Genomic DNA, 26,748 nt, shown 5'->3' on the forward strand with positions numbered 1-26,748 from the left:
AGCTTTTACGACCAAGGACGAACAATGACTGCAAGAATACTGGTGCTGCCCGGCGATGGTGTCGGACCGGAAATCTGCCGCGAAGCCACACGCGTGCTGGAAGCGTTACAGCGGGATCACGGCCTCGATGTCGAACTCGAGGAGGATCTGGTCGGCGGCGCGGCCTACGAGGCCACCGGCGAGCCGCTGCCGGCCGAGACCCTGGAAAAGGCCCGGGGGGCCGATGCGGTGCTGTTCGGCGCCGTCGGTGGTGCCCAGTGGGATGAGCTGCCGCGCGAGCTGCGCCCGGAAAGCGGGCTGCTGCAGCTGCGATCGGAACTGGGCCTGTTCGCCAACCTGCGTCCGGCAATGCTGTATCCGCAGCTGGCCCACGCCTCCACCCTGCGCCACGAGGTGGTGGCCGGTCTGGATCTGATGATCGTGCGCGAACTCACCGGCGGCATCTATTTCGGTCAGCCGCGCAGCACCCGTACGGATACCCACGGCCGGCGCCAGGCGGTAAACACCATGCTCTACACCGAGGGCGAGATCGAACGCATCGCCCGGGTCGGCTTCGATATTGCCCGGCGCCGCAACAAGCGGCTCTGCTCGGTGGACAAGGCCAACGTGCTGGAGGTCTCGCAGCTCTGGCGCGATGTGGTCAACGAGGTCGGCCAGGAATACCCGGACGTCGAACTGAGCCACATGTACGTGGACAATGCCGCCATGCAGCTGGTGCGCGCGCCCAAGCAGTTCGACACCATCGTCACCGGCAATCTGTTCGGCGACATCCTGTCCGACATCGCGGCCATGCTCACGGGCTCCATAGGCATGCTGCCTTCGGCGGCGCTGGATGAGGCGGGCCGCGGCATGTACGAGCCGGTACACGGTTCCGCGCCGGATATTGCCGGCCAGGGCGTGGTGAATCCGCTGGCCACCATCCTGTCAGTGGCGATGATGCTGCGCCACAGCCTGCACCGGCAGGACCTGGCGGAGCGGGTGGAGCACGCGGTGGGCGACGCCCTGGACCGTGGACTGCGTACCCGCGATATCATGGACGATGAGAAGCAGGTGGCCAGTACCGGCGAAATGGGCGGTGCGGTCATCGACATGCTTCAGTAACTCCACTTTAACCACGCAGGCCAACTGCCCGTCATGACAAAAGAATTCGATGTAGCCGTTGTGGGCGCCACGGGTGCCGTCGGCGAGACCATGCTCCGCATCCTGGAACAGAGGAAATTCCCGGTCCGCAATCTCTATCCGCTGGCCAGCGAGCGTTCCGCGGGCAAGGAGATCTTGTTCCGCAATCGTAAGATCCGTATCGAGAATCTCGCCGAGTTCGATTTCAGCAAGGTGCAGATCGGGCTGTTCTCGGCCGGAGGATCAATCTCCGAGGTCCACGCGCCGCGTGCTGCCGAGGCCGGCTGCGTGGTGATCGATAATACGTCGCAGTTCCGACGCGAACCGGATATCCCGCTGGTGGTGCCCGAGGTCAACGCGCATGCGCTGGCTGGTTACACCACCCGCGGCATCATCGCCAATCCCAACTGCTCCACCATCCAGATGATCGTGGCGCTGAAGCCGTTGCATGACGCCGCCTACATCCAGCGCATTAACGTGGCCACCTACCAGGCGGTTTCTGGGTCCGGCGCCTCCGCCATCCAGGAACTGGCCAACCAGACGGCGAAGCTGCTCAACGGCCAGGACATCGATCCGCCGAAGGCTTACCCCAAGCAGATCGCCTTCAATGCGCTGCCCCACATCGACGTCTTCCTGGACAACGGCTATACCAAGGAAGAAATGAAGATGGTGTGGGAGACCCGCAAGATCCTGGAGGACGACAATATCCAGGTGAACCCGACCGCGGCACGGGTGCCGGTATTCTTCGGCCATTCCGAGGCGGTGCATATCGAAACCCGTGACAAGCTCACCGCCGAGCAGGCCCGGAAGATTCTGTCCAAGGCGCCGGGCGTAAAGGTAATCGACCAGCGCAAGGACGGTGGCTACGCCACCGCGGTGACCGACGGAGCCAACAACGACGCCGTATTCGTCAGCCGCATCCGCGAGGATATCTCGCACGAACGGGGCCTCGACCTCTGGGTGGTGGCGGACAACGTGCGCAAGGGAGCGGCGCTCAACAGCATCCAGATCGCCGAACGGCTGATCAGCGACTATCTTTGAGGGGGGAACCCGGCAGGCCGGACAGGCAAATGTCTGTGGCCCGCCGGAAACCGGTCGATAACGGTGGAAAGGCCTGATGCCGCGCATCAGGCCCGGCGCCATGCATTGATGCACCCGGATGGCTGACGTATAACGGTCGGCACGTGCCGAGGCGGGAGACACGGATTTTCATGAGATGCAAGCTGGCCATTGCGGCCGTTCTGGTCATGCTGGTCGGTGTTGTCGGCCCGGCGCATGCGTTGGGGTTCGGTGACATTCGTGTCGAATCGGCCCTCAACCAGCCCCTGCGTGCGTCGTTTCCGCTTCTCGGCGTCAAGCCCGAGGAGCAGGACGACATCGTGGTGCGGGTTGCCTCGCGGGCAACCTTCGAGCGCTTCGGCATCGAGCGGGTCGGCATTCTGGATGAGGTCGAGCTGGTTCTTTCCGACAGCGCGGAGAAGGGTGGGTTGCGCGTGCGCATGCGGTCGACCCGCAGCATCCGCGAGCCCTTCCTGACCTTCCTGGTGGAAGCCAACTGGTCCGGGCGCCGGGCACTGCGCGAATACACCATCCTGCTCGATCCGCCGGCGTCCGCACCGTCCGGTCAGGCGCCGCCGACAGAGGCTGCCCCCCCGGTGCCGGCGGGTGCGGAATTCGACACCGCAGCGGCATCCCGGCCCGAACTGCAGACCAGCGCCGATACCGCCCCGACGGAACCATTGGACGACGAGCCGGTCGCCGAGGCGGAGCCTGATGAACCGGCCTACCGTGAGGAGCCCGGCGGGGGCAAGCCCGCGTCGGTGGCCGACGGCCCGCGCCGCATCGGCCCGATCCAGCCCAACCAGACCCTCTGGAGCCTGGCCAGCGATAATCGCCCGGCGGGTTCGGTGACCATGGACCAGATGCTGGTGGCGCTCTACCGCAGCAACCCGCAGGCCTTCGACGGCAACATGAATCTGATGTTGGAGGGGGCCACGCTGTTCGTTCCTTCCCTGGAGGACATCCGCGCAATCAGTCGCCGCGAGGCTACGCAACTGGTGGCCGAGCAGCGCCGCGCGTTCAAGCAGCTCGGCGGTTCCTCGAGCCAGACGCGCGTGGCCGATGGCGGTAGCCCGGATACCGGCGATGGCGCCGCGGGCCAACTGCGGCTGGAAGCTGCCGAGGAATCCGCGGGTGACGACGCGAATGCCACGCGAGTGGCGACACCGGAGTCGAGCGGGTCCGGTGCTGACGACACCGGTGAGGCACTGGGTGCCCTGGCCGCGACCGCCGACGACAATGCGGCTGCAGCGGACGAACCGGCGCGTGGCGACGATGATGCCGCAACCGTCGACGAGGAATCCGGTGACATTGAGGATTCCGAGCCGGCAGCAGGCGCTCAGAGCGCCGTAGCCGACGGCGCTGATGCCGATGAAAGTCCGGGCGCGGATGACGCCGCCAACGAGGATTCCGACGACCAGATGGCCGCGGTGGCTGGCGACGATGCCGACGCCGGGAACACACCGGCTACTGATGCGGGCAACGGCGATGCCGTGGACGAACCCGTCGACGACGAGATGGTGGCGGGCCTGGCCGACGGCACCGATGAATCCACGGACGACGCGGCATCATCGGCCGCTGACGGCGACGATGAGGTGGTGGCGGACGGCGAAACGAATAGCGACGCTGAGGCCGGCTCGACGGCCGCGGATGTCGAATCCGGAAACAAGACGGCCGGAAATGCCGGGGCCGGGGATGCCGGAAATCCGGCATCCGACGCCGCATCTGAAAACGGCGCGCCGATCACCCCGGTGGAATCGGTGGTGCCCGATTCGGCCGCCGACCTGTTCACGGCGCGGCAGCTGCTGCTGGCACTGGCCGGTCTGCTGCTAGTGGTAGCTCTGTTCGCCTATCTGCGCAGGCGGCAGTACAAGCCCATGCCGGCTGATTTCAGCGGCCTTGATCAGGACGAGCCGCCCGACGTTACCGCTGCGGCCACGCCGGCGGCGGCTGCCACCGCCGCGGCAGCAACCGCACCCGAGCCGGCCCCGGAGCCCGCGCCCGATGTCGAGGAAGTACTGGCCGATGCCCGCTTCCACGAGGAGAACGAACTCTACGACGAGGCCCTGTCGGTGCTGGCCATGGGCCGCGAGCATCATCCCGATGATCCGCGGCTGCAGGACCGCACGCTGGCAGTGCTGCATGCCGCTGGTGAACGGGACGCGTTCGTTGCCGATGCGCGCAACATATTCCCCCATCCTGACCCGGACGAAGAGCGCTGGCGCGAAACCGCGGCGATGGGCCGAGAACTGGCCCCGGACGAGGATTCGTTCGCCGATGTGCCGCTGCCCGCTTCACGGCTGGACGCGGCATCCCCCGAGACCGATTTCGCCGCCAATACCCGGGTGGCCGGCGAGCCGGCAGACGGCCTGTCCGAGCCTGCCGACGCGCCGCACTCATGGCTCACGCCTGCCGCAGCGGCGGCCCCGGGAACAACCGAGGCGGATGACGGGCTTGACGACGATCTGACCCCCTCGACCGACGAGGAATTCGAGGCCATGCTGGCGTCGTTCGACGCGGGCAACGCCCCCGGGCCGGCGGCTGAAACCCCGCCCCGTGAGTCTGAATCCGCGCCGGCGACGAATGCCGACATCGATCTCGATCCCGACCAGTTCGATTTCGAACTCGACTCGGGCAGCACCGTTGAGCCCGCGGCTGGCGATGATGCTTCGTTGTCGGACTCGTTGGCGTTCGATATCGGCGATCTGTCTGTCGACGAATCCGGACAAACCGATGCGGGCAGCAGCGATGGCTGGCTGGGCGAGACCGGGGCTACCGAACGCCAGCCTCCGGAAGCCGCCGAGGGCGGCTTCGAGGACTTTACCGATCCCTTCGCCGAGAGCGATCCGGATGTTCCGGTGTCCGGGGATGGCGACATGCTGGATGATGGCGTCGACACTTTGACCGACTCACCGTCAACCGCCGATGACGATGGAATGCCGTTCGATGTGCCGGATCCCGCCGAGGAACGCCCGGCGGCTGACCACGCGGAGTCGCATGAGCCGGTCACGGACGAATCGGCCGCCCTGGACCTTGATCTGGACGAGGACTGGCGCCCGACGCCCGCGCCGGCATCGGCCGGTGAGCCCGGGACGCTGGATGGCGATGACGCGCCGGCATGGCCCAGCAATGAAGGCCTGTCGCTGACCGACGAGCCGGCATGGCCCGATTCCTCGACCGACGACGCGACGGCGGACCAGCCGGATGTCACGGCGTTTGAGCCGGAAACCGCTCCGGACGAAGACCCGTTCCAGCTGGACGACGAATTCGATCTGGATGCGCCGCTGGCGGCCGGGCAGGGTGTCGAGGAAGACACTGGTGCGGATTCATCGCCGGAAGACACCATGGAGCGGGCGCCGGCCGGAGAAACTCCTGACGACGCCAGCGCCGACGATCCATTCGGGACGGCGTCAGCGCCGGAAGCCGTACCCCCGGCAGCGGTCATGCCCGATACCGGCGGCACGGCGGCGTCGCCCGATGACGCCACCGGCCCGATCGACGATGACATGGCGCTAGATACGCCGGCCGGTGATGCCGGTGGCGAGGACCTGGCAATCCAGCTGGACCTGGCCCGGGCCTATCTCGACATGGGCGAACCCGACATGGCTGGCTCGTTGCTGGAAGAGGTGCGCGACCAGGGCACGGCCGATCAGCGCCGCGAGGCTGAAGACCTGCTTAAGCGTCTGTAGGCCCCGGCGACCTCCCTGGCATGCCGCGCTACGCCGCCTGCATCCAGTATCTGGGCAGCGCTTATGCAGGCTGGCAGGCGCAGCCCCATGCCGACTCGGTGCAGGTGCGGGTCGAGTCCGCCCTGAGTCGGGTCGCGGATGCGCCGGTGCGGGTAGTCTGCGCCGGACGCACCGATGCCGGGGTGCACGCGGCGGGGCAGGTGGTGCATTTCGATGTACCGTCACCGCGGCCGCCGCGGGCCTGGGTGTTCGGTGGCAACACCCGCCTGCCGGCGGATATCAGCCTGCGCTGGGCACGGCCGGTCCCCGACGACTTCCATGCCCGTTACGCCGCCGAGTGGCGCGCCTATCGCTATCTGCTGTTCGATCATCCCGCTCGGGATGCCCTGACCGCGGGGCGCGTCACCCATAGCCGTTATCGCCTGAATGCGGATGTCATGCACGCCGCCGCGCAGCCGTTGCTCGGTGAGCATGATTTCAGCGCGTTTCGCGCCGCGGGCTGTCAGTCCCGCACACCATGGCGACGTCTCGAACAGCTGCGCATCGAGCGCCGTCAGGGGTTGATCGTGATCGAGGTGCGAGCCAATGCGTTTCTTCACCACATGGTGCGCAACCTGGCGGGAACGCTGATCCAGGTGGGGCGCGGCCAGCGGGATGCCGGCTGGCCGGCGCGGCTGCTGGCCGGGCGGGACCGCACGGTGGCAGGGCCGACCGCGCCGGCCGACGGTCTTTATCTGTGCGCGGTGGGCTATCCGGCCCGCTTCAGTCTGCCGGAAGCGCCGGCGGAATCGGCGCTGATCGCCGGGGGCGGCGGCTGGTAAACTGTCGCTTACGTCGGCAACCCCGGCCGGCGCGATCACCGAGGGAGTGGCTGTGCGAACGCGCGTGAAGATCTGCGGGATCACCCGCGCCGAGGATGCCCGGGCCGCCGCCATGGCCGGCGCCGACGCGATCGGTCTGGTGTTCTACGATCAGAGCCCCCGTTTCGTCACCATCGAGCAGGCTCGCGAGGTCTGCCGGGCCTTGCCGCCGTTCGTGGCGGTTACCGCGCTGTTCCTGGATGCGGCAGCGGCTTCCGTGCAGACCGTGGTCGATGCGCTGCGCCCGGACATCCTGCAGTTTCACGGCAATGAAGCGCCGGAGTTCTGCCAGGCCTTCGGGGTATCGTATATCCGCGCGGTGCCGATGGGCGGCGACGCCGATCCGGCGGAATGGGCCGCGCGTTTCCCCGATGCTGCGGCGCTGCTGCTGGACAGTCACCGGGCCGGCGAGGCCGGCGGTCGCGGCGAAACCTTCGACTGGCAGCGGGGCGTGTTGCCGAATGGCCCGGCGGTGATTGCGGCCGGCGGGCTGCAGCCGGACAATGTCGGTGCGGCAGTGCGGGATATGCGACCCTATGGTGTCGATGTGAGCAGCGGCGTCGAGATCGCGCCCGGCATCAAGGATCATCAACTCATGCAGCAATTCATCGAGGCGATTTACCGTGTCGACCGCGACTGATCTGTCCAATCTTCACGCTTGGCGTGACATGCCCGACGCCCGGGGCCATTTCGGGCCCTATGGTGGGCGCTTCGTTGCCGAAACGCTGATGGCGCCGCTCGAGGAACTGCGCGAAGCCTATGACCGGCTGCGCAACGATCCCGAATTCCAGGCCGAACTGGATGCCGACCTGCAGCATTATGTGGGCCGGCCCTCGCCGGTGTACCACGCGGAACGGCTGTCCCGGAAGGTCGGCGGCGCCCAGCTGTGGTTCAAGCGCGAAGATCTCAACCACACCGGCGCCCACAAGGTGAACAATACCATCGGACAGGGCCTGCTGGCCGCCCGCATGGGCAAGCGCCGGGTGATTGCCGAAACCGGCGCCGGTCAGCACGGGGTGGCCAGCGCCACCGTGGCCGCCCGGCTGGGCATGCAGTGCGTGGTCTACATGGGCAGCGAGGATGTGCGCCGCCAGGCGCCGAATGTCTACCGCATGAAGCTGCTCGGGGCCGAGGTGCGGCCGGTGGAATCCGGCTCCCGTACCCTCAAGGACGCCATGAACGAGGCCCTGCGTGACTGGGTCACCAACGTGGATGACACCTTCTACATCATCGGTACCGTGGCCGGTCCCCATCCCTATCCGGCGATGGTGCGGGATTTCCAGTCCGTGATCGGTCGCGAGGCACGCGGGCAGATGCAGGAACGCATCGGCCGGCTGCCGGACGCCCTGGTGGCCTGTGTGGGCGGCGGCTCCAATGCCATCGGTCTGTTTCATCCGTTCCTGGACGATGAACAGGTGGCGCTGCACGGGGTGGAAGCCGGCGGCGACGGCATCGAAACCGGCCGCCACGCGGCGCCGCTGACCGGCGGGCGCAGCGGCGTGCTGCACGGCAATCGCACCTACCTGATGCAGGACGACAACGGCCAGATTTCGGCCACCCACTCGATCTCCGCCGGGCTGGACTATCCCGGCGTCGGACCCGAGCACTCCTGGCTCAAGGATATCGGCCGCGCCCACTACGGCAGCGTCACCGATCGCGAGGCCCTGGCCGCCTTCCACGAACTGACCCGCGTTGAAGGCATCATGCCGGCACTGGAAACCGCGCACGCCGTGGCCTATGCGATGCAGCTGGCTGCGGACATGGATACCGATCAGCATGTGCTGATCAACCTGTCCGGCCGCGGCGACAAGGACGTGGCCACGGTGGCCGAATTCGACGGAGCCGAACTTTGAGCCGGATCCGTCACCGCTTCGAGGCCCTGGCCGCCGCCGGCCGCACCGCGCTGATTCCGTATATAACCGCCGGCGACCCGGATGCGGACAGCACCGTGGCGCTGCTGCACGGGCTGGTCGGGGCCGGGGCGGACATCCTGGAACTGGGTGTGCCGTTTTCCGACCCGATGGCCGATGGGCCGGTCATCCAGGCCGCCTGCGAGCGGGCGCTGGCCGGCGGCACGAGCCTGCACGATGTGATCGACATGGTCCGGACATTCCGCCGCGATGATGCCGACACCCCGATCGTGCTGATGGGGTATCTCAACCCGCTGGAGTCGATGGGCATCGAGCGGTTCGCCAGTACGGCCGCCGAGGCGGGCGTGGACGGTGTTCTCGCGGTCGATCTGGGCGCCGACGAGGCCGGCGATGTGGCGCCGCTGTTCACCGCGGCCGGGCTGGATACGGTCTGTCTGGTGGCACCCACCACCATCGAGTCGCGGCTGGCTCGGGTCGCGGAACACGCCAGTGGCTTTCTTTACTACGTGTCGCTCAAGGGCGTAACCGGTGCGGCGTCACTGGACGTGGCGGCGCTGGACGACCGGCTGGCGATGATTCGCCGTCATACGGACCAGCCCCTGGCCGTGGGTTTCGGTATCAGTACCCCGGACGCCGCGGCCGCCGTGGCGCGGGTGGCGGACGGGGTGGTTGTGGGCAGCGCCCTGGTTGGCCAGATCGGCGAAATCGGCGCGGATCGCGATCGCCTCTGCACCGAGGTGCCGGCCACGCTCGCGGCCATGCGTCGGGCCATGGATGAAACCACTGCCGCGGTCGGAGCAAGCGCATGAGTTGGCTCGAGAAGATCATGCCTTCGCAGATGAATCGCGACGCCGAGGGCAAGAAGAACGTCCCCGAGGGCGTCTGGACCAAGTGCGACGACTGCGGTGCGGTGCTCTACCGCGCGGAGATGGAGCGCACCATCCAGGTCTGTCCCAAGTGCGGCGCACACCAGGTGCTCACCGGCCGCCAGCGGCTGGACACGTTTCTCGACCACGAGCCGCGCGAGGAGCTGTTCGGCAGCATCGAACCGCGCGACCCGCTCAAGTTCCGCGACAATCGCAAGTATCGCGAACGCCTGCAGCAGGCCCAGCGTGATACCGAGGAACGCGAGGCGATCATCGTCATGGACGGAGCGGTCAAGGGGCTGGCCATTGTTGCCGGCGCCATGGACTTCCGTTTCATGGGCGGGTCGATGGGAAGTGTGGTGGGCGAGAAGTTCGCCCGCGCCGCGCTGCATGCCGCGGAACGCAAGCGCCCGCTGGTCTGCTTCTCCGCCAGCGGCGGCGCACGCATGCAGGAAGGTCTGTTCTCGTTGCTGCAGATGGCCAAGACCAGTTCGGCCCTCGGCCGCCTGAGCGCCGCCGGGCAGCCGTTCGTGTCGGTGCTCACGCATCCCACCATGGGTGGTGTTGCCGCCAGTTTCTCGATGCTGGGCGACATCAACATGGCCGAGCCGGGCGCCCTGATCGGGTTTGCCGGCCCACGCGTGATCGAGCAGACGGTGCAGCAGACGCTGCCGGAGGGCTTCCAGCGCAGCGAATTCCTGCTGGAGCACGGTGCGATCGACATGATCGTGGACCGCCGCGAGTTGCGTGATCGCGTGCACAACCTGCTGGCGATGATGACCCACCAGAAAGCCCGCGCCGCCGACATTCAATGAGCGCGGTGCTGTCGCCGACCCCGGTTACCGTCGACGACTGGCTGCGCTGGCAGGAAACGCTTCACCCCCGGGAAATCGATCTCGATCTGGCCCGCGTGGTCGAAGTCGGCGGCCGCATGGGGTTGCAGCCGTTCCCGGCCCCGATCCTGGCGGTGGGCGGTACCAACGGCAAGGGCAGTTGCGCGCTGGTACTGGAACGGCTGCTGGCCGGCCGCACCGGTGTGTACACCTCGCCGCACTTGGTTCGTTACAACGAGCGCATCCGCATCGACGGCGAACCGGTCGACGATGCCGGGCTGGTCGCCGCATTCCGGGCCGTGGCCGAGGCCCGTGGCGAGGTTCCGCTGACCTATTTCGAATTCGGCACGCTCACGGCCATGCACTGCTTCGCACAGGCCGGCGTCGATCAGGTAGTGCTCGAAGTCGGCATGGGCGGGCGGCTGGACGCGGTCAACGCCTTCGATGCGACGGCCTCGGTGATCACCAGTATCGGCCTCGATCATGTCGACTGGCTCGGCGATAACCGCGAGGCCATTGGTCGCGAGAAGGCCGGGATTTTCCGTGCCGATCGACCCGCCGTCTGTGCCGACCGCGATCCCCCGGCCAGCATCGCCGCGGCCGCCTCGAAGACTGGCGCGCTGCTGCGCCGGATCGGGATCGATTACGACCTGGTGGCCGGGGCGCAACACTGGCACTGGCATGACTGGACCGGGGCCGAATTCGCGCTGCAACCGGTTCCGGGCCTGCTGCCCGATAACCTGGCAGCGGCTCTGGCCACGCTTCGCGCCGCCGGCTATCCACTGGATGCATCCGTCATCGATGCCCGGCTTGCCGGGTTCGCGGTGCCGGGGCGCCGCCAGCGCCTGGCAGGGGCCGTGGACCTGGTGCTGGACGTGGGTCACAACGCCGAGGCCATGGCGGTATTGCGCGAGTGGCTGGCGAAGCACCCGGTCCCCGGGCGGACGCTGGCGGTCATCGGCATGCTCGCGAACAAGCCGATCGCGGGCGCGACCACCCACCTGGCCGATGTCGTGACGGCCTGGTTCGCCGGCAGTCTGAGCGGACCGCGAGGCCTGGATGGAGAGGCACTTTCGGCGCAATTGCCGGGATCGGCTTCGGCCTACGAGGATATCGGGTCGGCATTCGCCGCCGCCCGCGGCCGGGCCGAGCCCGGCGATCGCATCCTGGTCTGCGGGTCGTTCTATACCGTGGGCGAGGTCATGACTCTGTTGGAGGATAGCCCGTGGAAGACGTGACCAAACTGCGCCTGCTGGGCGCGGCCGTGCTGCTGGGCATCGGGGTGCTGATTCCGGCGACGCTGGTCTGGCTGGCCCAGCCCGACGGCCCGGGCGAGGGTGAAGAGGTGCGGGTGTTCGAGATTCGCCCGTCCGGCGAAGCCGTACCGGTGGACGAGGATGAGACGGCTCCGGCGAAGGGCACTTCGTCTGGAACGGAACAGACGGACACGCCGCCGGCGCAGGTGTCGCAGCCCGTGCCTGCCCGGGACCAGTCTGGCGAGACAGAGCCGCCGGCATCGCAACCGAAGCAGGAAACGCCCAACGCACCCGAGCCCGAGCCGCAACCGGCACCCGAGCCGGAACCCGAGCCAGAGCCAGAACCCGAGCCAGAACCCGAACCCGAGCCCGAGCCCGAGCCCGAGCCCGAAAGCGAGCCCGCCGAGGCGCCGCCGGCCGCAACCAGCCTGCGTCGCGAGCAGACACCCGCGGGAGACTGGGTTGTCCAGGTCGGCAGCTTCGGCGACGAGGCCAATGCGCGCAGCCTGGCGGCGGAACTGAATCCCGACTTTCCGGCGTTCTACCAGCCGGCCACGGTGGGTGAGCGTACGTTCTACCGGGTGCGGGTCGGTCCGTTTGGCAGCGAGGCCGAGGCCGAGCACGCCGCGGTCAAGCTGCGCGGGGCGGGACACCAGCCGCAGGTGCAGTCGGCCGAATAGGCCGGCTGCGTCTCCGGTCTGGTAACATCCGCGTCATGACGCCCTCGCAGCGATAGCCGCCGGTGATCTGGATCGACTACGCGATTCTGGCCGTGATCGCCGTTTCGGCCATGGTCGGGTTCTTCCGTGGCTTCTTTCGCGAGGCGATTGGCCTGGCCACGTGGATCGTGGCCTTCTGGCTGGCATTCCGCTTCGCCACGCCGGCCGCCGGCATGCTTGAAGGCTGGATTTCCGTGGGCTCCGCGCGTCTGGCCGTGGCCTTTGGCGTGCTGTTCATCGCCGTGCTCATCATCGGGGCGGTATTCAATCACCTGATGGCCGGGCTGGTCGACCGTACCGGGTTTGCCGGCACCGATCGCGGCCTGGGCGGCCTGTTCGGGGTGCTGCGCGGGGCCGCGCTGCTGGTGTTGCTGGTGCTCATTGCCGGGCTCACGCCGGTGCCCCGGGACGACTGGTGGGATCAGTCGCTGTTCGTCGGGCATCTGGAGCGGGGCGCCGTCTGGCTGCGGGACTGGCTGCCGGAAGAACTGGCCTCGGAAATCCGCTTCGACCCGCCGGTGCCTACTGACACGGCGCCAACCAACGATACGGGAGACAACGCCTGACCATGTGTGGAATTGCCGGAATGGTCGCCCAGGGGCCGGTCAATCAGGACATCTACGATGCACTGACCGTCCTGCAGCACCGCGGGCAGGACGCCGCCGGCATCATCACCACGCAGGATGGGCGTCTGCACCTGCGCAAGGACAATGGACTGGTGCGGGATGTCTTCCGTACCGAGCACATGGTGCGCCTTCAGGGCAACGCTGGGGTCGGGCATGTGCGCTATCCCACGGCGGGGGTGGAATCCTCGGCCGAGGCCCAGCCGTTCTACGTGAACACGCCCTACGGCATTTGCCTGTCGCACAATGGCAATCTTACCAATGCCGGCGAGCTCAGCGAGGCATTGTTCCGCGCCGATCGCCGCCATCTGAATACCGATTCGGATAGCGAAATCCTGCTCAATGCGTTCGCCCACGAGCTGATGCTGCGCGGTGGGCTGACGCTCAACGAAAACGATGTGTTCGAGTCGGTGGCAGCCCTGCATCGCCGCTGTCGCGGGGCCTATGCGGCGGTGGCCATGATCACCGGCTACGGGCTGGTGGCATTCCGTGATCCGAACGGCATCCGGCCGGTGGTCTACGGCAAGCGTACCGGGCCGGCGGGTACCGATTACATGGTGGCCTCGGAAAGTGTCGCGCTTGATGCGCTGGGGTTCGAACTGATTGGTGACATCCAGCCGGGCGAGGCGGTGGTGATCACGCTCGACGGCCAGCTTCATGTACGCCAGTGCGCGGAAAAGCCGGTGGTGTCGCCCTGTATCTTCGAATACGTCTATCTGGCGCGGCCGGACTCGGTTATCGACAATGTTTACGTGTACAAGTCGCGGCTGCGCATGGGCACCTACCTGGCCGACAAGATAAAGCGGGAATGGGCTGACCACGATATCGATGTGGTGATCCCGATACCCTCGACCTCACGCACGGCGGCGGTGGAACTGGCGGCCCAGCTGGACGTGAAGTACCGCGAGGGCTTCATCAAGAATCGCTACATCGGCCGCACCTTCATCATGCCGGGGCAGCAGCAGCGCAAGAAATCCGTGCGCCAGAAGCTCAACCCCATCGACCTGGAGTTCGCCGGCAAGAACGTGCTGCTGGTGGACGACTCCATCGTACGCGGCACCACCTCGCAGCAGATCATCCAGATGGCCCGCGAGGCGGGTGCCAACAAGGTGTACTTTGCCTCCGCCGCCCCGCCGGTTCGCTACCCCAACGTCTACGGCATCGATATGCCGTCGGCCAGCGAACTGGTGGCGCATGGCTACGACGAGGACGAAATCTGCCGCATCATCGGCGCCGACCGTCTGATCTACCAGGACATGGACGACCTGCGACGGGCGGTGCAGAAGGGCAATCCGCATATCCAGCGGTTCGAGGATTCGGTATTCACCGGCGATTACGTCACCGCCGATATCAACGATGACTACCTGTCGCAACTGGAGCTGTTCCGCTCCGATTCGGCCAAGGAGCAGCGCCGCAGCGCCCCGGGCGCGGTGATCGAACTGCATAACGCGCGCTGAACCCGACCCGCATCAACTTGACCCGGCTGCCGGGGCAGGGCTAGTCTTTAGCTGCGAAGTGCGCCGATTTGTGACCAGCTTGCGGGCGCGTAATAAATACTGCTAAATCGGGCATGACCCGCTTCGCACGCGGGTTTTTTTGTGCCCGCAAACAATGTCTTATCGTGTTGTAACGGGTGATCGAAATGAATGAGAACGACCAACCCACCTGGGGCACCGCCACCCGCGGCGTGCGGGCCGGCCGCAGCCGCACGCCCGAAGGCGAGCACAGCGAACCCATCTTCGCCACGTCCAGTTTCGTGTTCGATTCGGCCGACCAGGCCGCGGCCCGCTTCGCCGGCGACGAGCCCGGCAACATCTACTCACGCTTCACCAATCCCACCGTCCGCGCCTTCGGCGAACGGCTGGCGGCGATGGAAGGCGGCGAGTGCTGCGTGGCCACGTCGTCGGGCATGTCCGCGATCCTGTCCACCTGCCTCGGGCTGCTGGAGCAGGGCGATCATATCGTGGCTGCCAACACCCTGTTCGGCTCCACCATCAGCCTGTTCAACAACTACCTGGGCAAGCTGGGCATCCGCACCAGTTACGTGGCGACCACGGATGTCGACGCCTGGTGCGATGCGGTTACGCCCGACACGCGGATGCTGTTCGTGGAGACCCCGTCGAATCCGCTCACCGAGGTGGTGGATATCGCCGCGCTGGCGCAGGTCGCCCGTGAGCACGACTGCTGGCTGGTGGTCGACAACTGCTTCTGCACCCCGGCGCTGCAGAAACCGTTCGATTTCGGCGCCGATATCGTCATTCATTCCGCCACCAAGTTCCTGGACGGCCAGGGCCGGGCGCTGGGCGGCGCGGTGATCGGGGACGCCGAGACCGTGGGCGAGAAGGTGTTTGGTTTCCTGCGCACGGCCGGGCCGGCGATGAGCCCGTTCAATGCCTGGATTTTCCACAAGGCGCTGGAAACCCTGGAAGTGCGCATGCGTGCCCACAGCGAGAACGCCCATACGCTGGCGACCTGGCTGGAGGCACAACCGGGCATCACACGGGTGCATTACCCCGGGCTGGCGTCGCATCCCCAGCACGAACTGGCGAGCCGTCAGCAGACCGGCTTCGGGGGTATTGTGGCATTCGAGGTGGCCGGCGGCCGGGCCGGGGTCTGGCAGGTGATCAACGGCACCCGCATGCTGTCGATCACCGCCAATCTTGGCGACACCCGGACCACCATCGTGCATCCGGCCAGCACCACGCATTCGCGGATTTCCGCCGAGGAACGCGCCCGCGCCGGCATCGGCGACGGACTGGTGCGGATTTCGGCCGGCCTGGAGAATGTCGAGGACATCATTGCCGATCTCGAGCCAGGGCTGGCAGCCCTTTGACGCGCGATGACATCCATTCGGCTCTGATGGCCGACGATCCGGTGGACAAGTGCCGCCGGGTCGACGAACTGGCTGTCGGGGATGCCGGTGTGCTGGCAGGCGAGACCGGCGAATCGCCGGTCATCGCCATGCCCGGCCGGCCGTCGCGGCCGCAGCTGGTGCACCCGGCGAAGCTGCCGCGGCGCGGCCTGGGGACGGTCGAGAGCCGCGCCGCGCTGGTTCATGCCATCGCCCATATCGAGTTCAATGCCATCAATCTGGGGCTGGACGCCGCCTGGCGTTTCACCGGCATGCCGGCCGACTTCTACCGCGACTGGCTGCGGGTTGCCGCGGACGAGACGCGGCACTTTCGCTTGCTGAGCGAACGGCTGGGCGAGCTCGGATTCGCCTACGGCGATTTCGACGCCCACAACGGATTGTGGGAAGCCGCAGTAAAAACGGCGCACGACGTACTGGTGCGCATGGCGCTGGTCCCGCGTGTGCTGGAGGCCCGTGGGCTGGATGTCACGCCCGGGATGATCAAGCGCCTCACCGGCGCCGGCGACCGGGAAACGGTGGCCATCCTGGAAATCATCCTGGAAGAGGAGGTGCCGCACGTGGCCATCGGCACCCGCTGGTTTCGGTATTGCTGCGAGCAGCGCGGCGAGGATCCGGACACGCTGTTTCCGCACCTGCTCGAGACCTACATGAACGGCGGGCCGCCCGGCCCGTATAACTTCCCGGACCGGCGGCGGGCCGGGTTTGCCGAGTCCGAGCTCGAGTATCTCCAAGAGCGAAACTCGTCCGCTTAGCGGCTATATCAGGGGATGGCGCTCCCATCCCGAGTTGTCCAGCGTAAGCACCTCACCATGATCCTGTCGCCAGTCGGCCAGCACCAGCCGATGAGCGTTTTCGCCGTCGACCGTGAGCTCATGATCGGCGGGGCGGTGGGTGTGGCCGTGGATCAGTAACCGGGTTTCCCGTTCGGCCATGAAGGCCCGCACTGTTTGCCGGTTGACGTCCATTATCTCCGGATTGCTGCGGCGGCCGCGCAGGCGGCTGCGCCAGCGTGCATAGCGGGCGATCCACTGTCGCTGCCACAGGGGTAGGGCCAGCATCCGGTCGAGCCAGTCGGGGTCGGTATAGCGGGCGCGGAAACGCTGGTGGGCGAGGTCGTCGGTGCACAGGCGGTCCCCGTGCGACAGCACCACCCGACGGCCGTCAAAGTCCAGGGTGGCCGGATCCTCGAGCAGGGTGAGTCCGGCGGCGTCCGCGAACGCGTTGCCCACCGCGAAGTCCCGATTGCCGCGCATGAAGTAAACCGGTACGCCCTGATCGGCCAGCCGGCGGATGCCGGCCACGGTGTCCGCGTGGGTGCGCAGCCCGCCGTCGTCGCCCACCCAGTACTCGAACAGGTCGCCGAGGATGTAGAGCGCTTCGGCCGCGCGGGCGGGGCCGGCGAGGTAGCGCTGCATGACGCCGGTCAGCACTGGTCGCCGGGGCTCCAGATGCAGGTCGGCAATGAAATGCAGCGCCACGCTGCCGGTATCCGCGTCAGGGCTCGATGACTTCCGCCGATTCGATCAACGCGGTTTCCTGCGGGGCGTCCTGGCGGAACGGGCCGGCGGCGCCGGTGGGCAGGGCGGCGATCTTGTCGATCACTTCCATGCCGGCAACCACGCGCCCGAACACGGCATAGCCGGCATTGCCGGGGCCCTGGTCCAGCGGCTTGTTGTCGCTGAGGTTGACGAAGAACTGGGAGGTGGCGGAATTTGGATCGCTGGTACGTGCCATCGACAGGGTTCCGCGTTCGTTATCCAGGCCGTTATCCGCCTCGTTGCGGATCGGGTCCCGGGTGGACTTGCGGTCGAAATCCTCGGTAAAGCCGCCACCCTGGATCACGAAGCCGGGAATCACCCGGTGAAAGATGGTGCCGTCGTAGAAACCGTCGCGCACGTAGGTCAGGAAGTTGTCGACGGTTTTGGGGGCCTGGTCGGCGAACATCTCGATGCGGATCTCGCCGAGGCTGGTATCCATTCGGACCATCGGATTGGTCTCCTGGGCATGGGTGGACAGGGACACGACGACGGCCAGCAGGCCGGCACCGAGCCGGGACAGGGTGCGCATCAGGCGACCTCCGCGGTGGATTGTTCGGGGACCTCGGCCAGCGCGGCCAGCAGAATTTCGATGCCGGCGCCGGGACGATGGGCCTGTTCACTCAGCATCCGTCGCCAGCGCCGTCCCCCCGGACAGCCATGGAAAAGCCCCAGCAGATGGCGGGTGATGTGCTTGAGTTGGGCGCCATCATGCATGGCGTGCTCGACGTAGGGCAACAGTGCCCGGATGGCGTCGTGACGGGTGATTGGCTCGTCGGCTTGACCGAACATCTGCCGGTCAACGCCGGCCAGCAGCCACGGGCGCTGGTAGGCGGCCCGGCCGATCATCACCCCGTCCACCCGGGTCAGGGCCTGCCTGGCCTGGTCGAGAGTTTCGATGCCGCCGTTGAGCACCACGCGCAGGGCCGGGAAATCGCGCTTGAGGCGGTACACCCGTTCGTAGTCCAGTGACGGCACCTCGCGGTTGGCCTTGGGCGACAGCCCGGAGAGCCAGGCCTTGCGGGCATGCACGATCAGTGTCTCGCAGCCGGCATTCGCCACCTGCGTGGCAAACGCATGCAGAAACGCATAGTCGTCCTGGTGATCGATGCCGATGCGGGTCTTCACCGTCACCGGCAGCGGGGCGGCTGCCCGCATGGCCGACACGCAATCGGCCACCCGGGCCGGTTCGGCCATCAGGCAGGCGCCGAATGCGCCATTCTGAACGCGGTCCGATGGGCAGCCCACGTTGATGTTGATCTCGGCATAGCCGTAGTCGGCAGCGGCGCACGCCGCCATCGCCATGTCTGCCGGGTCACATCCGCCTACCTGCAGCGCCACCGGGTGTTCCACCGGATCGAATGCCAGGAGCCGGTCGCGGTCGCCGTGCCGGATGGCGCTGGTCGTCACCATCTCGGTATACAGCCGTGCGTGCCGCGTCAGCTGCCGGTGAAACACCCGGCAATGGCGATCGGTCCACTGCATCATCGGGGCGACGCAGAAGCGGTGTTCGCGGTTGTCGCTGAGCGTATGCGTCATGGAACGGGTTCAAAGAACGCGGCTTCAAGACCGCGCACGGCCGTGGTCATGAGCCGGGTCTGAAACGGGAGGCGCGGGCGTTTACCCGATTTCGTCGAACGGGTCGACAGGCCGGCCGAGGCAAAGGGCCCGGCCGTGTCGTGCCTAGGCCTCGCTTTCCTCGACCACCGGCGGCTCCTGGGGCGTTACCGGCGACAGCTGCGGGCCCGGAGTCTCGACCGTGGTTTCCAGCACGAAGAAGGTGCCGGCGGCCATCACTGCCACGCCGAGCACCATGAGAATGGCATCGATACGCATTGTTGGTTCTCCCGCGTCTGGTTTCACGTGGATGTTAAACCGACGGGTGGCCGCTGTCATCCGAATGGGTCGCGGGCGTCGGGCATAATGCGCGTATGTATCGACTGGCCCGCCGCGCGCTGTTCGCGCTCGATCCCGAAAAAGCCCATGCCCTGACGCTGACGGGTCTGGCGCGCACCGCCTCGGTCAATGCCCTGTTGTTCGGCGCCCGCGTCCCGTCGTCACCACGCCGGGTGATGGGACTGGATTTTCCCAATCCGGTGGGACTGGCGGCCGGCCTGGACAAGGACGGCCGCTGCGTCGACGGACTGGGAGCACTGGGCTTCGGCTTTCTGGAGATCGGCACGGTGACCCCGCGCCCGCAGCCCGGCAATCCGCGGCCGCGGGTGTTCCGCGTGCCCGAGGCCGGGGCCCTGATCAACCGCCTGGGTTTCAACAACGACGGCGTCGAGGCGCTGATCGAACGGCTTTCCGGACGATGCTATCGCGGCATTCTCGGCATCAATATCGGCAAGAACGCCACCACGGCGCTGGCGCAGGCGGCCGACGACTATCTGTGGGCGCTCGAGCGGGTCTATCCGCAGGCCGATTACGTCACGGTCAATATTTCCTCGCCGAACACCCGAGGTTTGCGCGAGCTGCAGGCAGGCGCGGTGCTGGATGCATTGCTGGCCGATCTGAAGGCTGCGCAGCAGCGGCTGGCGGATCAGCACGGGCGATACGTGCCGCTGGCGGTCAAGGTGGCGCCGGATCTGGACGCTGCCGCGTTGCAGACCATGGCGGACAGCTTCCGGCGAGCGGCGGTGGACGCGGTGATTGCGACCAACACCACCATCAGCCGGCCCGGCCTCCGCGGACATCCGCTGGCCGAACAGCAGGGTGGCCTGAGCGGCGCGCCGCTGGCGCCCCTGGCCAATCAGGTGATCGCCGGATTGGCCGATGCGCTGGCCGGAGAGATGCCGATCATCGGCGTGGGCGGGATCGACAGCGGCGAGACCGCGCGCGCCAAGATCGCGGCGGGGGCGAGTCTGGTGCAGATGTATACCGGGCTGATCTATCGCGGGCCGGGTCTGGTGGCCGAGTGCGTCCGCGCGCTGCAGGCCCCGATCATCCCAGCGAGCGCAGCAGTTCGCTGAACTGCCGGCCGATGAAGTCGAGACTGTCCACCAGGCGATGGCCGTCATCCAGCAGATGCAGCGCACAGCCTCGGGATTCGGCGAACCGGATGGCGTTGGCCGGCGGCACGATGTCGTCGCGCCAGCCGTGCACCACCACCGTGGCAGCCGGGCAGTCGGCGGGCTCGCCGGGATAACCGGGCAGGTAGACAGCCGGCGCCAGCAGGAACAGCCCGTGCGGCTGCAACCGCTGGCAGGCCATCGCGCTGACGTAGCCGCCCATGCTGGAGCCGCACAGTACCAGCCGCTCGGCGTCGCGTGGACGGGCCAGCAGTTGTTCCAGCCGGTCGCCGGGATCGTCCAGGCCGCTGTAATCCGGGCTTTCCACCGACCACCCTGCAGCCACCGCCATATCCGCGAGATACCGGATCTTGGTGCCCCAGGGGCCGCTTTCCTTGCCATGCGCGAATACCACCTGTCTGCCGGACATGCTGTGTTGTCCCGTCGAAAACGTCGGCGCCCATGCTACGCCGGTGGTCAGCACCCGGGCGAGTAGGGGATACTCATGCCATGACTCGTGGCGCAATAGGCATCTGACCGCCGTGGCCGACAGTGGCAAACGTAGTGACCATCAGCGCGAGCCGTTGCGCGTGGAGGTCACCCTGGTGGTCAGGACCGGCCCGGCACCCGAGGACCGGCTGACGATTCTCGATGACGCACCGGTGCCGATGGTTGGCAGCGTGTTCGAGTACCGCAACCGCATCGTGCGCTTCTTCGCCGCCACGCTGGTGCAGGTGGCGATGCGCAGCCCGGCCTTCTATCGTGAAATCGCGCCCGGCCTGCTGACCTATCTGGACGCGCTGCGAGGACGCGGCGGGTCGCGTTGAGGGCGGTTCAGTTCGTCAACTGGGTAATTCTGCTGGCCAGCGCGAGCGTGGCCATCGTGTCCGGCGTGGTGGCGTTGATGCTGGCGGTGCATTCCGACCTGGGGGCGCGGATCGGCGCTGAAATCGGCCCGGTCCTGCAACGTACCGTGCTGGTGGCCCTGCCGGCCGTGATCGCGGCGCTGGCCATCGACGGCATCCGTCGCCGCCGACCCTGGCGCTGGCCGCTCGAGGTGGTACTGCTTGTCGTCAGTATCCTGGTCACTCTGGCGGCGGCGCCGGCATGACCGATTCCGCTTCCCGCATGCGTTCCCAGCCCCGCTGGTTCTGGCCGGCGCTGCTGCCGGTGGCGGCGGGACTGTTCTGGCTGGCTGTGGGCTGGCGCGCGGGCCTGGCCGCCGGGCTGGTGATGAGTCCCACCGGGTCGCTGATGCTCGCCCCCGGGCTGGCGCTTCTGCTGTTTCCCGGTGACCGCCAGATTTCTCATTATCTGGCATTCGGGGCGCTGACCGGAATGCTGCTGTCCGCAGCCCTGTGGCCGTTTCTGGGCCTTCTGGTAGCATTGGGGCTGGCGGGACTGGCACTGCTGAGCTTCTTCGTGGCCGGCTATACCGCGGTGTTCCAGGCCGCCGCCGGGACGGATGTGCCGGTGCCGCGGCTGGACTGGCGTCTGGCCGGCAAGGCCGCCTGGGACGAGGCGATCCTGGCCTATTTCGTAGGCACCGCCCGGGTCCCCACCGGCCAGCAGGTGGCGGGGGATGCCATTGAACTGGCCCGTTTGCGGGATCTGGGGGAAGCACGTGGTTGGCTGGCCGAGCCGGATCATCTGCATCCGGTGCCGCGACCACCGGCGAAACCCAAACTCAGTCACCGTTATGCGGCGGGTCAACGCTTCCTGCTGCTGCGTTTCGACAGCGATTACAGCCCCGACCCAGCCCTGCCGGGCGCCGAACGCTGGCAGGCGCAGACGGCGAATCAGCGCATGGCGGCGCGGGTGTTTCGCCATCCGGGTGCTGTCCGGCCGTGGCTACTGTGCATCCACGGCTACCGCATGGGTAGGCCTGCCATCGATTTCAGCCTGTTCCAGATCGATCGGCTGCACCGGCAGCTGGGCTACAACCTGCTAATGCCCATCCTCCCGCTGCACGGTGAGAGAAAGATTCACGCGCGTAGCGGCAGCGGCTTTCTGGACGGACACATGGCGGACATATTTCATGCGGAATCGCAGGCACTCTGGGACCTGCGACGCACACTGGCCTGGCTGCGCGAGCGGGAGCCGGCCGCGGACGTGGGCGTCCTCGGGTACAGCCTGGGTGCCTATAACGCGGCACTGCTTTCGGCGCTGGACGATGATCTGCGTTGCGTGATCGCCGGCATTCCGCTGGCCGACATGGCTGATGTGGTGTGGCGGCACCTGCCGATTTTGCATCTTCGCTACATCGAGGCGGCCGGGGTGACGCCGGCGCTGGCACGGGCGGCGCTGGCGCCGGTATCACCGCTGCTGCTGCCTTGCCGGGTGCCGGCCGATCGCCGCTTCGTGTTCGCAGCCACCGGCGATCAGCTGGTGCCGCCGGGGCAGGCCACGCGGCTGGCTGCCCACTGGGGCGGGGCGCCGATCCACTGGTATCACGGCTCGCATCTGAGTGCGCGGCGCGAGGCCTCGGTCCAGACTTTCATCGAACAGTGTCTGGACCAGAGCGGGCTGGCGCCGCCGATTGCCGATACGTCCGGTTGTTTGCGGCTGGCGCAGACGTGAGAATAGCCGGGCGGCGCAACTGGCCCGCGGTCTGGCGAATGGAGATAGCGTGACGAAAGCGGTGATTACCGGAACGGGGCTGTACACCCCGCCGGATGCGATTTCCAACGATGAGCTGGTGGCGTCATTCAACCAGTACGTGTCGGAGTACAACGACGCCCATGCCGCGGAGATCGCCGCTGGCGACCGGGAGCCGCTGGTGCCTTCGAGCAGCGAGTTCATCGTCAAGGCCTCGGGCATCGAGAGCCGTTATTCGGTTGACAAGGCCGGCGTGCTGGACCCGTCCTGCATGCGTCCGCGCATCCGCACCCGCAGCAACGACGAGCCCTCGCTGATGTGCGAGATGTCGATCAGCGCCGCGCGGGAATGCCTCGATCGCGCCGGCCGCGAGCCCGACGACGTGGATGCGGTGCTGGCAGCCTGCTCCAACCTGCCGCGGCCGTATCCGGCGCTGGCGGTGGAAGTGCAGGAACATCTCGGTGCCGGGCGGTTCGGTTTCGACATGAACGTGGCCTGCGCCTCGGCGGCCTTCGGCATCCAGACCGCGGTGAACATGATCGAGGGGGGCAGCGCCGAGTCGGTGCTGATGGTCAACCCGGAAATCTGCACCGCGCACCTGAATTTCCGCGACCGCGACAGCCACTTCATCTTCGGTGACGTCTGTACCGCGGTGCTGGTCGAATCCGAGGAACGGGCGGCTGGTCGGGGGTTCAACGTGCTGGGCACCCGGCTGATCACCAAGTTCTCCAACAACATCCGCAACAACTTCGGGTTTCTCAACCCCTCCGAGACCCAGCCGCGGCCGGACTACGACCGTCTGTTCGTGCAGAACGGGCGCCGGGTGTTCAAGGACGTGGGGCCGATGGTGGCCGAGCTGATTGCCGGGCATGTCGGTGACCTGGGGCTGAATACGGACGATCTGCGGCGGCTATGGCTGCACCAGGCCAATATCAACATGAATACGCTTATCGCCAAGCGGGTGCTGGGCCACGAACCCAGCGCCGAGGAAATGCCCTCGGTACTGCATGAATTCGGCAACACCAGTTCGGCCAGTCCGGTGATCGTGTTCCATCGCCATCACGAGGATCTGGCCAGTGGCGATCTCGCCGTGATGTGCGGTTTCGGTGCCGGCTATTCCGCCGGCAGCGTCGTGCTGAGGCGGGCATGACGGGTCCCGCGCCGCAACCCAAGTTCCGCCGCGATTATCAGCCGCCCGCCTACCGCATCGACCATGTGGATCTGCATGTCGACATCGGCGAGGGCGTCACCCGGATCGGTTCCCGGCTGAGCATCGCGCGCGACCGGGCCGCGGCCGCGGATGCGCCGCTGCGCCTGGATGGCCGGGCAATGCAGCTGCAGGCAATTCGCATCGATGGTGAGCCGGTACCCGAGTCCGACTATTCCGTGGATGCCGAGGGCCTGACGCTGTCCGCGCCGCCGGCGGCGTTCGAGCTGGCGATCGAGGTCGACGTCGACCCGGACGCCAACACCGCGCTCGAGGGCCTCTACCGCTCGGGCCGGATTCTGTGCACCCAGTGTGAAGCGGAAGGCTTCTCCCGCATCACCTATTTTCCGGACCGGCCGGACGTGATGGCGACGTACCGCACCCGGATCGAGGCCGACGCCGGCCGGTATCCGGTACTGCTGTCCAACGGCGACCGGGTGGATCACGGGACACTGCCGGGCGGCCGCCACTTTGCCGTCTACGAAGACCCCTTCGCCAAGCCCTGCTACCTGTTCGCGATGGTGGCCGGGGATCTGGCCGAGGTGGCGGACACCTACCGCACCGGCAGCGGTCGCGACGTGGCGCTGCGTTTCTACACCGATCATGGCAGCGAGAATGAACTGGGCCATGCCCTGCACTCGCTCAAGCAGGCAATGGCCTGGGATGAAAAGACCTACGGGCTGGAATACGACCTCGACACCTACATGGTCGTGGCGGTCGGCAGCTTCAACATGGGGGCGATGGAGAACAAGGGGCTGAATATATTCAACACGTCCTGCGTGCTGGCCAGCCCGGATACCGCTACCGACGGCGATTACATTCGCGTGCGCGACGTGGTTGCCCACGAATACTTCCACAACTGGACCGGCAACCGGGTAACCTGCCGCGACTGGTTCCAGCTCTCCCTGAAGGAAAGCCTGACGGTGTTCCGCGAACAGCAGTTCGCGGCCGATCACGGCTCACCCGGGGTGACCCGGATCGAACAGGTGCGGATGCTGCGCGATATCCAGTTCCCCGAGGACGCCGGCCCCAACGCCCATCCGGTGCGGCCCGAGTCGTATATCGAGATGAACAATTTCTACACCATCACGATCTACGAAAAGGGGGCCGAGATCATCCGCATGCTGCACGTGATCCTCGGTCACGAGGGCTTCACCCGGGGCGTACAGCATTATCTGAGCGAACACGACGGCGGGGCGGTCACCATCGAGGATTTCGTGACCGCGCTGGAGATCGCCAACGGGGCGGATCTGGCCCGATTCCGGCTGTGGTACAGCCAGGCCGGTACGCCGGTGGTGACCGTGCGCGACGATTACGCGGGCGGCCGTTACCGCCTGACCCTGTCCCAGCACACCCCGGATACGCCCGGGCAGACCGACAAGGCGCCGCTGCATATTCCCTTCGGCCTCGGGCTGATCGAGAGTGATGGCCGGGCTGTCGACCTCGGCGAGCGATCGCTGCTCACCCTGGAGCAGCCCGAGCAGAGCTGGACCTTCGAGGGCCTGTCCGCCCGCCCGGTGCCCTCGCTGCTGCGCGGCTTCTCGGCCCCGGTGCGGGTGGAATACGACCACCGAACCGAGGATCTGGCCCATCTGCTGACCCATGACAGCGATCCGGTCGCCCGCTGGGAAGCGGGGCAGGAACTCGCCCTGGCTGCCATGCGCGCGGCGGTATCGGCGTATCAGGCGGGCGAGGCGCTGCCGGACCCGACAGCGCTGATCGAGGCGGTGGCACGTCTGCTGGGGGATCCGCCGGCCGATCACGAATTGCTGGCCGAGATGCTCACGCTTCCCACTGAGCGTCGTCTCGCCGACCAGTATGCGCAGTTCGACGTCGACGCGGTCGTCGCCTCCCATGGTCACGTCAAGCGACAGCTGGCCGCCGCGTTGCAGACGCGTGTCGAGGACTTTCTGACCGGGCCGTCGGCAGGCGGCTACCGGTTCGAGCCGGCCGAGGTTGGGCGGCGGCGGCTCAACGCCGTGGCGCTGGATTATCTGGCGGCCGGGGACGCGTCCGGTATTGATGCCCTTTGCCTGGCGCTTTACCACGATGCCGACAACATGACCGATCGCATGGCGGCGCTACAGGCCCTGCGCGACCGGCCCGGTCCGGCCCGGGACGAAGCCATGGCCGCGTTTGCCGAGCGCGGCCGGGGTCATGCCCTGGTGCTGGACAAGTGGTTTTCCCTGCAGGCCACCAGCCGGCTGCCGGGCGCCGTGGCGCGCGTGGCGGAACTCGACGCCGACCCCCGTTTCGACGCGACCAACCCCAACCGGGTGCGCGCCCTGGTCGGCAGTTTCGCGCGGGGCAACCTGCCGGGCTTTCATCAGGAGGACGGCGCCGGTTATGCCTGGCTGGCCGGTCATATTCGTCAACTCAACGAACTCAATCCGCAGATTGCCGCCCGTTTGGTCACCCCGTTGGCCGAATGGGCCCAGGTGGCCGGGCCGCGGGGAACGGCAATGCGCGAGCAGCTGGCCGGGCTGGCCGGGGCATCACTCTCGCCCGATGTTTACGAAATGGTGACGCGGGCGCTCGATCAGCCGGCGTAGTACGCATGTGACAACGGCGGGGTGGTTGTCATAGAGGTGTCATGTAAGCTTAATAGGCTTGCGATCAGGTCAAGAAAG

The 26,748-nt window shown here is 67.1% G+C and carries 25 protein-coding genes and 1 riboswitch; of the genes, 20 read left to right on the top strand and 5 right to left on the bottom strand.

What is annotated here, in order from left to right:
• The first annotated feature begins 24 nt into the window (after nucleotides 1-24).
• From leuB to RM532_RS11165, 14 genes are all read left to right on the top strand, one after another.
• The gene (gene leuB / locus RM532_RS11100) at nucleotides 25-1,101 is read left to right on the top strand and encodes a 3-isopropylmalate dehydrogenase (RefSeq protein ID WP_311653398.1); all 1,077 of its coding nucleotides are present in this window, start codon (nucleotides 25-27) and stop codon (nucleotides 1,099-1,101) included.
• Nucleotides 1,102-1,134: 33 nt separating this feature from the next.
• Nucleotides 1,135-2,160 carry an aspartate-semialdehyde dehydrogenase gene (locus tag RM532_RS11105; RefSeq protein ID WP_311653399.1) on the top strand — a complete coding sequence of 342 codons (1,026 nt, stop codon included), beginning with the start codon at nucleotides 1,135-1,137 and terminating at the stop codon, nucleotides 2,158-2,160.
• A 170-nt stretch (nucleotides 2,161-2,330) separates the two neighbouring features.
• Complete coding sequence (locus tag RM532_RS11110; protein ID WP_311653400.1) at nucleotides 2,331-5,867, top strand: FimV/HubP family polar landmark protein; 3,537 nt, start codon at nucleotides 2,331-2,333, stop codon at nucleotides 5,865-5,867.
• Nucleotides 5,868-5,887: 20 nt separating this feature from the next.
• Entirely contained in the window at nucleotides 5,888-6,688 is an 801-nt protein-coding gene (gene truA / locus RM532_RS11115; protein WP_311653401.1) for a tRNA pseudouridine(38-40) synthase TruA, read from the top strand.
• 52 nt (nucleotides 6,689-6,740) lie between these two features.
• Entirely contained in the window at nucleotides 6,741-7,367 is a 627-nt protein-coding gene (locus RM532_RS11120) for a phosphoribosylanthranilate isomerase (RefSeq protein WP_311653402.1), read from the top strand.
• Between the two features lie 28 nt (nucleotides 7,368-7,395).
• Complete coding sequence (gene trpB / locus RM532_RS11125; protein WP_311653494.1) at nucleotides 7,396-8,580, top strand: tryptophan synthase subunit beta; 1,185 nt, start codon at nucleotides 7,396-7,398, stop codon at nucleotides 8,578-8,580.
• Nucleotides 8,577-9,407 (top strand): tryptophan synthase subunit alpha, encoded by an 831-nt coding sequence (trpA, locus tag RM532_RS11130; protein WP_311653403.1) that lies wholly within the window; start codon nucleotides 8,577-8,579, stop codon nucleotides 9,405-9,407. The genes trpB and trpA overlap by 4 nt, the downstream gene beginning before the upstream one ends.
• Nucleotides 9,404-10,279 carry an acetyl-CoA carboxylase, carboxyltransferase subunit beta gene (accD, locus tag RM532_RS11135; protein ID WP_311653404.1) on the top strand — a complete coding sequence of 292 codons (876 nt, stop codon included), beginning with the start codon at nucleotides 9,404-9,406 and terminating at the stop codon, nucleotides 10,277-10,279. The genes trpA and accD overlap by 4 nt, the downstream gene beginning before the upstream one ends.
• The gene (gene folC / locus RM532_RS11140; protein WP_311653405.1) at nucleotides 10,276-11,535 is read left to right on the top strand and encodes a bifunctional tetrahydrofolate synthase/dihydrofolate synthase; all 1,260 of its coding nucleotides are present in this window, start codon (nucleotides 10,276-10,278) and stop codon (nucleotides 11,533-11,535) included. The genes accD and folC overlap by 4 nt, the downstream gene beginning before the upstream one ends.
• Nucleotides 11,523-12,233 (top strand): SPOR domain-containing protein, encoded by a 711-nt coding sequence (locus tag RM532_RS11145; RefSeq protein WP_311653406.1) that lies wholly within the window; start codon nucleotides 11,523-11,525, stop codon nucleotides 12,231-12,233. The genes folC and RM532_RS11145 overlap by 13 nt, the downstream gene beginning before the upstream one ends.
• Nucleotides 12,234-12,295: 62 nt before the next feature.
• The gene (locus tag RM532_RS11150) at nucleotides 12,296-12,838 is read left to right on the top strand and encodes a CvpA family protein (protein WP_311653407.1); all 543 of its coding nucleotides are present in this window, start codon (nucleotides 12,296-12,298) and stop codon (nucleotides 12,836-12,838) included.
• Nucleotides 12,839-12,840: 2 nt separating this feature from the next.
• On the top strand, nucleotides 12,841-14,352 hold the full coding sequence (gene purF, locus RM532_RS11155; protein ID WP_311653408.1) for an amidophosphoribosyltransferase: 1,512 nt from the start codon (nucleotides 12,841-12,843) through the stop codon (nucleotides 14,350-14,352).
• Nucleotides 14,353-14,402: 50 nt separating this feature from the next.
• Nucleotides 14,403-14,479, top strand: a riboswitch (SAM riboswitch).
• Nucleotides 14,480-14,537: 58 nt separating this feature from the next.
• Nucleotides 14,538-15,728, top strand: coding sequence for an O-succinylhomoserine sulfhydrylase (locus RM532_RS11160; protein ID WP_311653409.1), 1,191 nt, complete (start codon nucleotides 14,538-14,540; stop codon nucleotides 15,726-15,728).
• Nucleotides 15,729-15,754: 26 nt separating this feature from the next.
• Nucleotides 15,755-16,519 (top strand): ferritin-like domain-containing protein, encoded by a 765-nt coding sequence (locus RM532_RS11165; protein ID WP_311653410.1) that lies wholly within the window; start codon nucleotides 15,755-15,757, stop codon nucleotides 16,517-16,519.
• A 3-nt stretch (nucleotides 16,520-16,522) separates the two neighbouring features.
• Here RM532_RS11165 and RM532_RS11170 read toward each other — a convergent pair whose 3' ends face one another.
• The 4 genes from RM532_RS11170 to RM532_RS11185 all read right to left on the bottom strand — a co-directional run bounded on the left by RM532_RS11170 (nucleotide 16,523) and on the right by RM532_RS11185 (nucleotide 19,138).
• Nucleotides 16,523-17,245: a UDP-2,3-diacylglucosamine diphosphatase gene (locus RM532_RS11170; protein ID WP_311653411.1), complete on the bottom strand. Its 723-nt coding sequence runs from the start codon at nucleotides 17,243-17,245 to the stop codon at nucleotides 16,523-16,525.
• Nucleotides 17,246-17,261: 16 nt separating this feature from the next.
• Nucleotides 17,262-17,834 (bottom strand): peptidylprolyl isomerase, encoded by a 573-nt coding sequence (locus tag RM532_RS11175; RefSeq protein ID WP_349255310.1) that lies wholly within the window; start codon nucleotides 17,832-17,834, stop codon nucleotides 17,262-17,264.
• Complete coding sequence (dusA, locus tag RM532_RS11180) at nucleotides 17,834-18,841, bottom strand: tRNA dihydrouridine(20/20a) synthase DusA (RefSeq protein ID WP_311653412.1); 1,008 nt, start codon at nucleotides 18,839-18,841, stop codon at nucleotides 17,834-17,836. The genes RM532_RS11175 and dusA overlap by 1 nt, the downstream gene beginning before the upstream one ends.
• Nucleotides 18,842-18,985: 144 nt before the next feature.
• Nucleotides 18,986-19,138 (bottom strand): hypothetical protein, encoded by a 153-nt coding sequence (locus tag RM532_RS11185; protein ID WP_311653413.1) that lies wholly within the window; start codon nucleotides 19,136-19,138, stop codon nucleotides 18,986-18,988.
• Nucleotides 19,139-19,233: 95 nt separating this feature from the next.
• On the opposite strand from RM532_RS11185, the gene RM532_RS11190 reads away from it, so the two are divergent.
• Entirely contained in the window at nucleotides 19,234-20,274 is a 1,041-nt protein-coding gene (locus RM532_RS11190; protein ID WP_311653414.1) for a quinone-dependent dihydroorotate dehydrogenase, read from the top strand.
• Here RM532_RS11190 and RM532_RS11195 read toward each other — a convergent pair.
• A complete protein-coding gene (locus RM532_RS11195) occupies nucleotides 20,246-20,743 on the bottom strand; it encodes a YqiA/YcfP family alpha/beta fold hydrolase (protein WP_311653415.1) in 498 nt (165 codons plus the stop codon). The genes RM532_RS11190 and RM532_RS11195 overlap by 29 nt on opposite strands.
• Before the next feature lie 112 nt (nucleotides 20,744-20,855).
• On the opposite strand from RM532_RS11195, the gene RM532_RS11200 reads away from it, so the two are divergent.
• From RM532_RS11200 to pepN, 5 genes are read left to right on the top strand one after another with little or no spacing between them, the layout of a single operon-like run.
• Complete coding sequence (locus tag RM532_RS11200) at nucleotides 20,856-21,140, top strand: hypothetical protein (protein WP_311653416.1); 285 nt, start codon at nucleotides 20,856-20,858, stop codon at nucleotides 21,138-21,140.
• Nucleotides 21,137-21,424, top strand: a complete 288-nt coding sequence (locus RM532_RS11205; protein WP_311653417.1) for a hypothetical protein — start codon at nucleotides 21,137-21,139, stop codon at nucleotides 21,422-21,424. The genes RM532_RS11200 and RM532_RS11205 overlap by 4 nt, the downstream gene beginning before the upstream one ends.
• Nucleotides 21,421-22,893, top strand: a complete 1,473-nt coding sequence (locus RM532_RS11210; RefSeq protein ID WP_311653418.1) for an alpha/beta hydrolase family protein — start codon at nucleotides 21,421-21,423, stop codon at nucleotides 22,891-22,893. Before RM532_RS11205 ends, RM532_RS11210 begins: the two co-directional genes overlap by 4 nt.
• 49 nt (nucleotides 22,894-22,942) lie before the next feature.
• Nucleotides 22,943-24,061: a beta-ketoacyl-ACP synthase III gene (locus RM532_RS11215; RefSeq protein WP_311653419.1), complete on the top strand. Its 1,119-nt coding sequence runs from the start codon at nucleotides 22,943-22,945 to the stop codon at nucleotides 24,059-24,061.
• Nucleotides 24,058-26,670, top strand: coding sequence for an aminopeptidase N (pepN, locus tag RM532_RS11220; protein ID WP_311653420.1), 2,613 nt, complete (start codon nucleotides 24,058-24,060; stop codon nucleotides 26,668-26,670). The genes RM532_RS11215 and pepN overlap by 4 nt, the downstream gene beginning before the upstream one ends.
• Nucleotides 26,671-26,748 lie beyond the last annotated feature (78 nt).

Source organism: Spectribacter hydrogenoxidans (genome assembly GCF_031846275.1).
Classification (GTDB): Bacteria; Pseudomonadota; Gammaproteobacteria; order Nevskiales; family Salinisphaeraceae; genus Spectribacter; species Spectribacter hydrogenoxidans.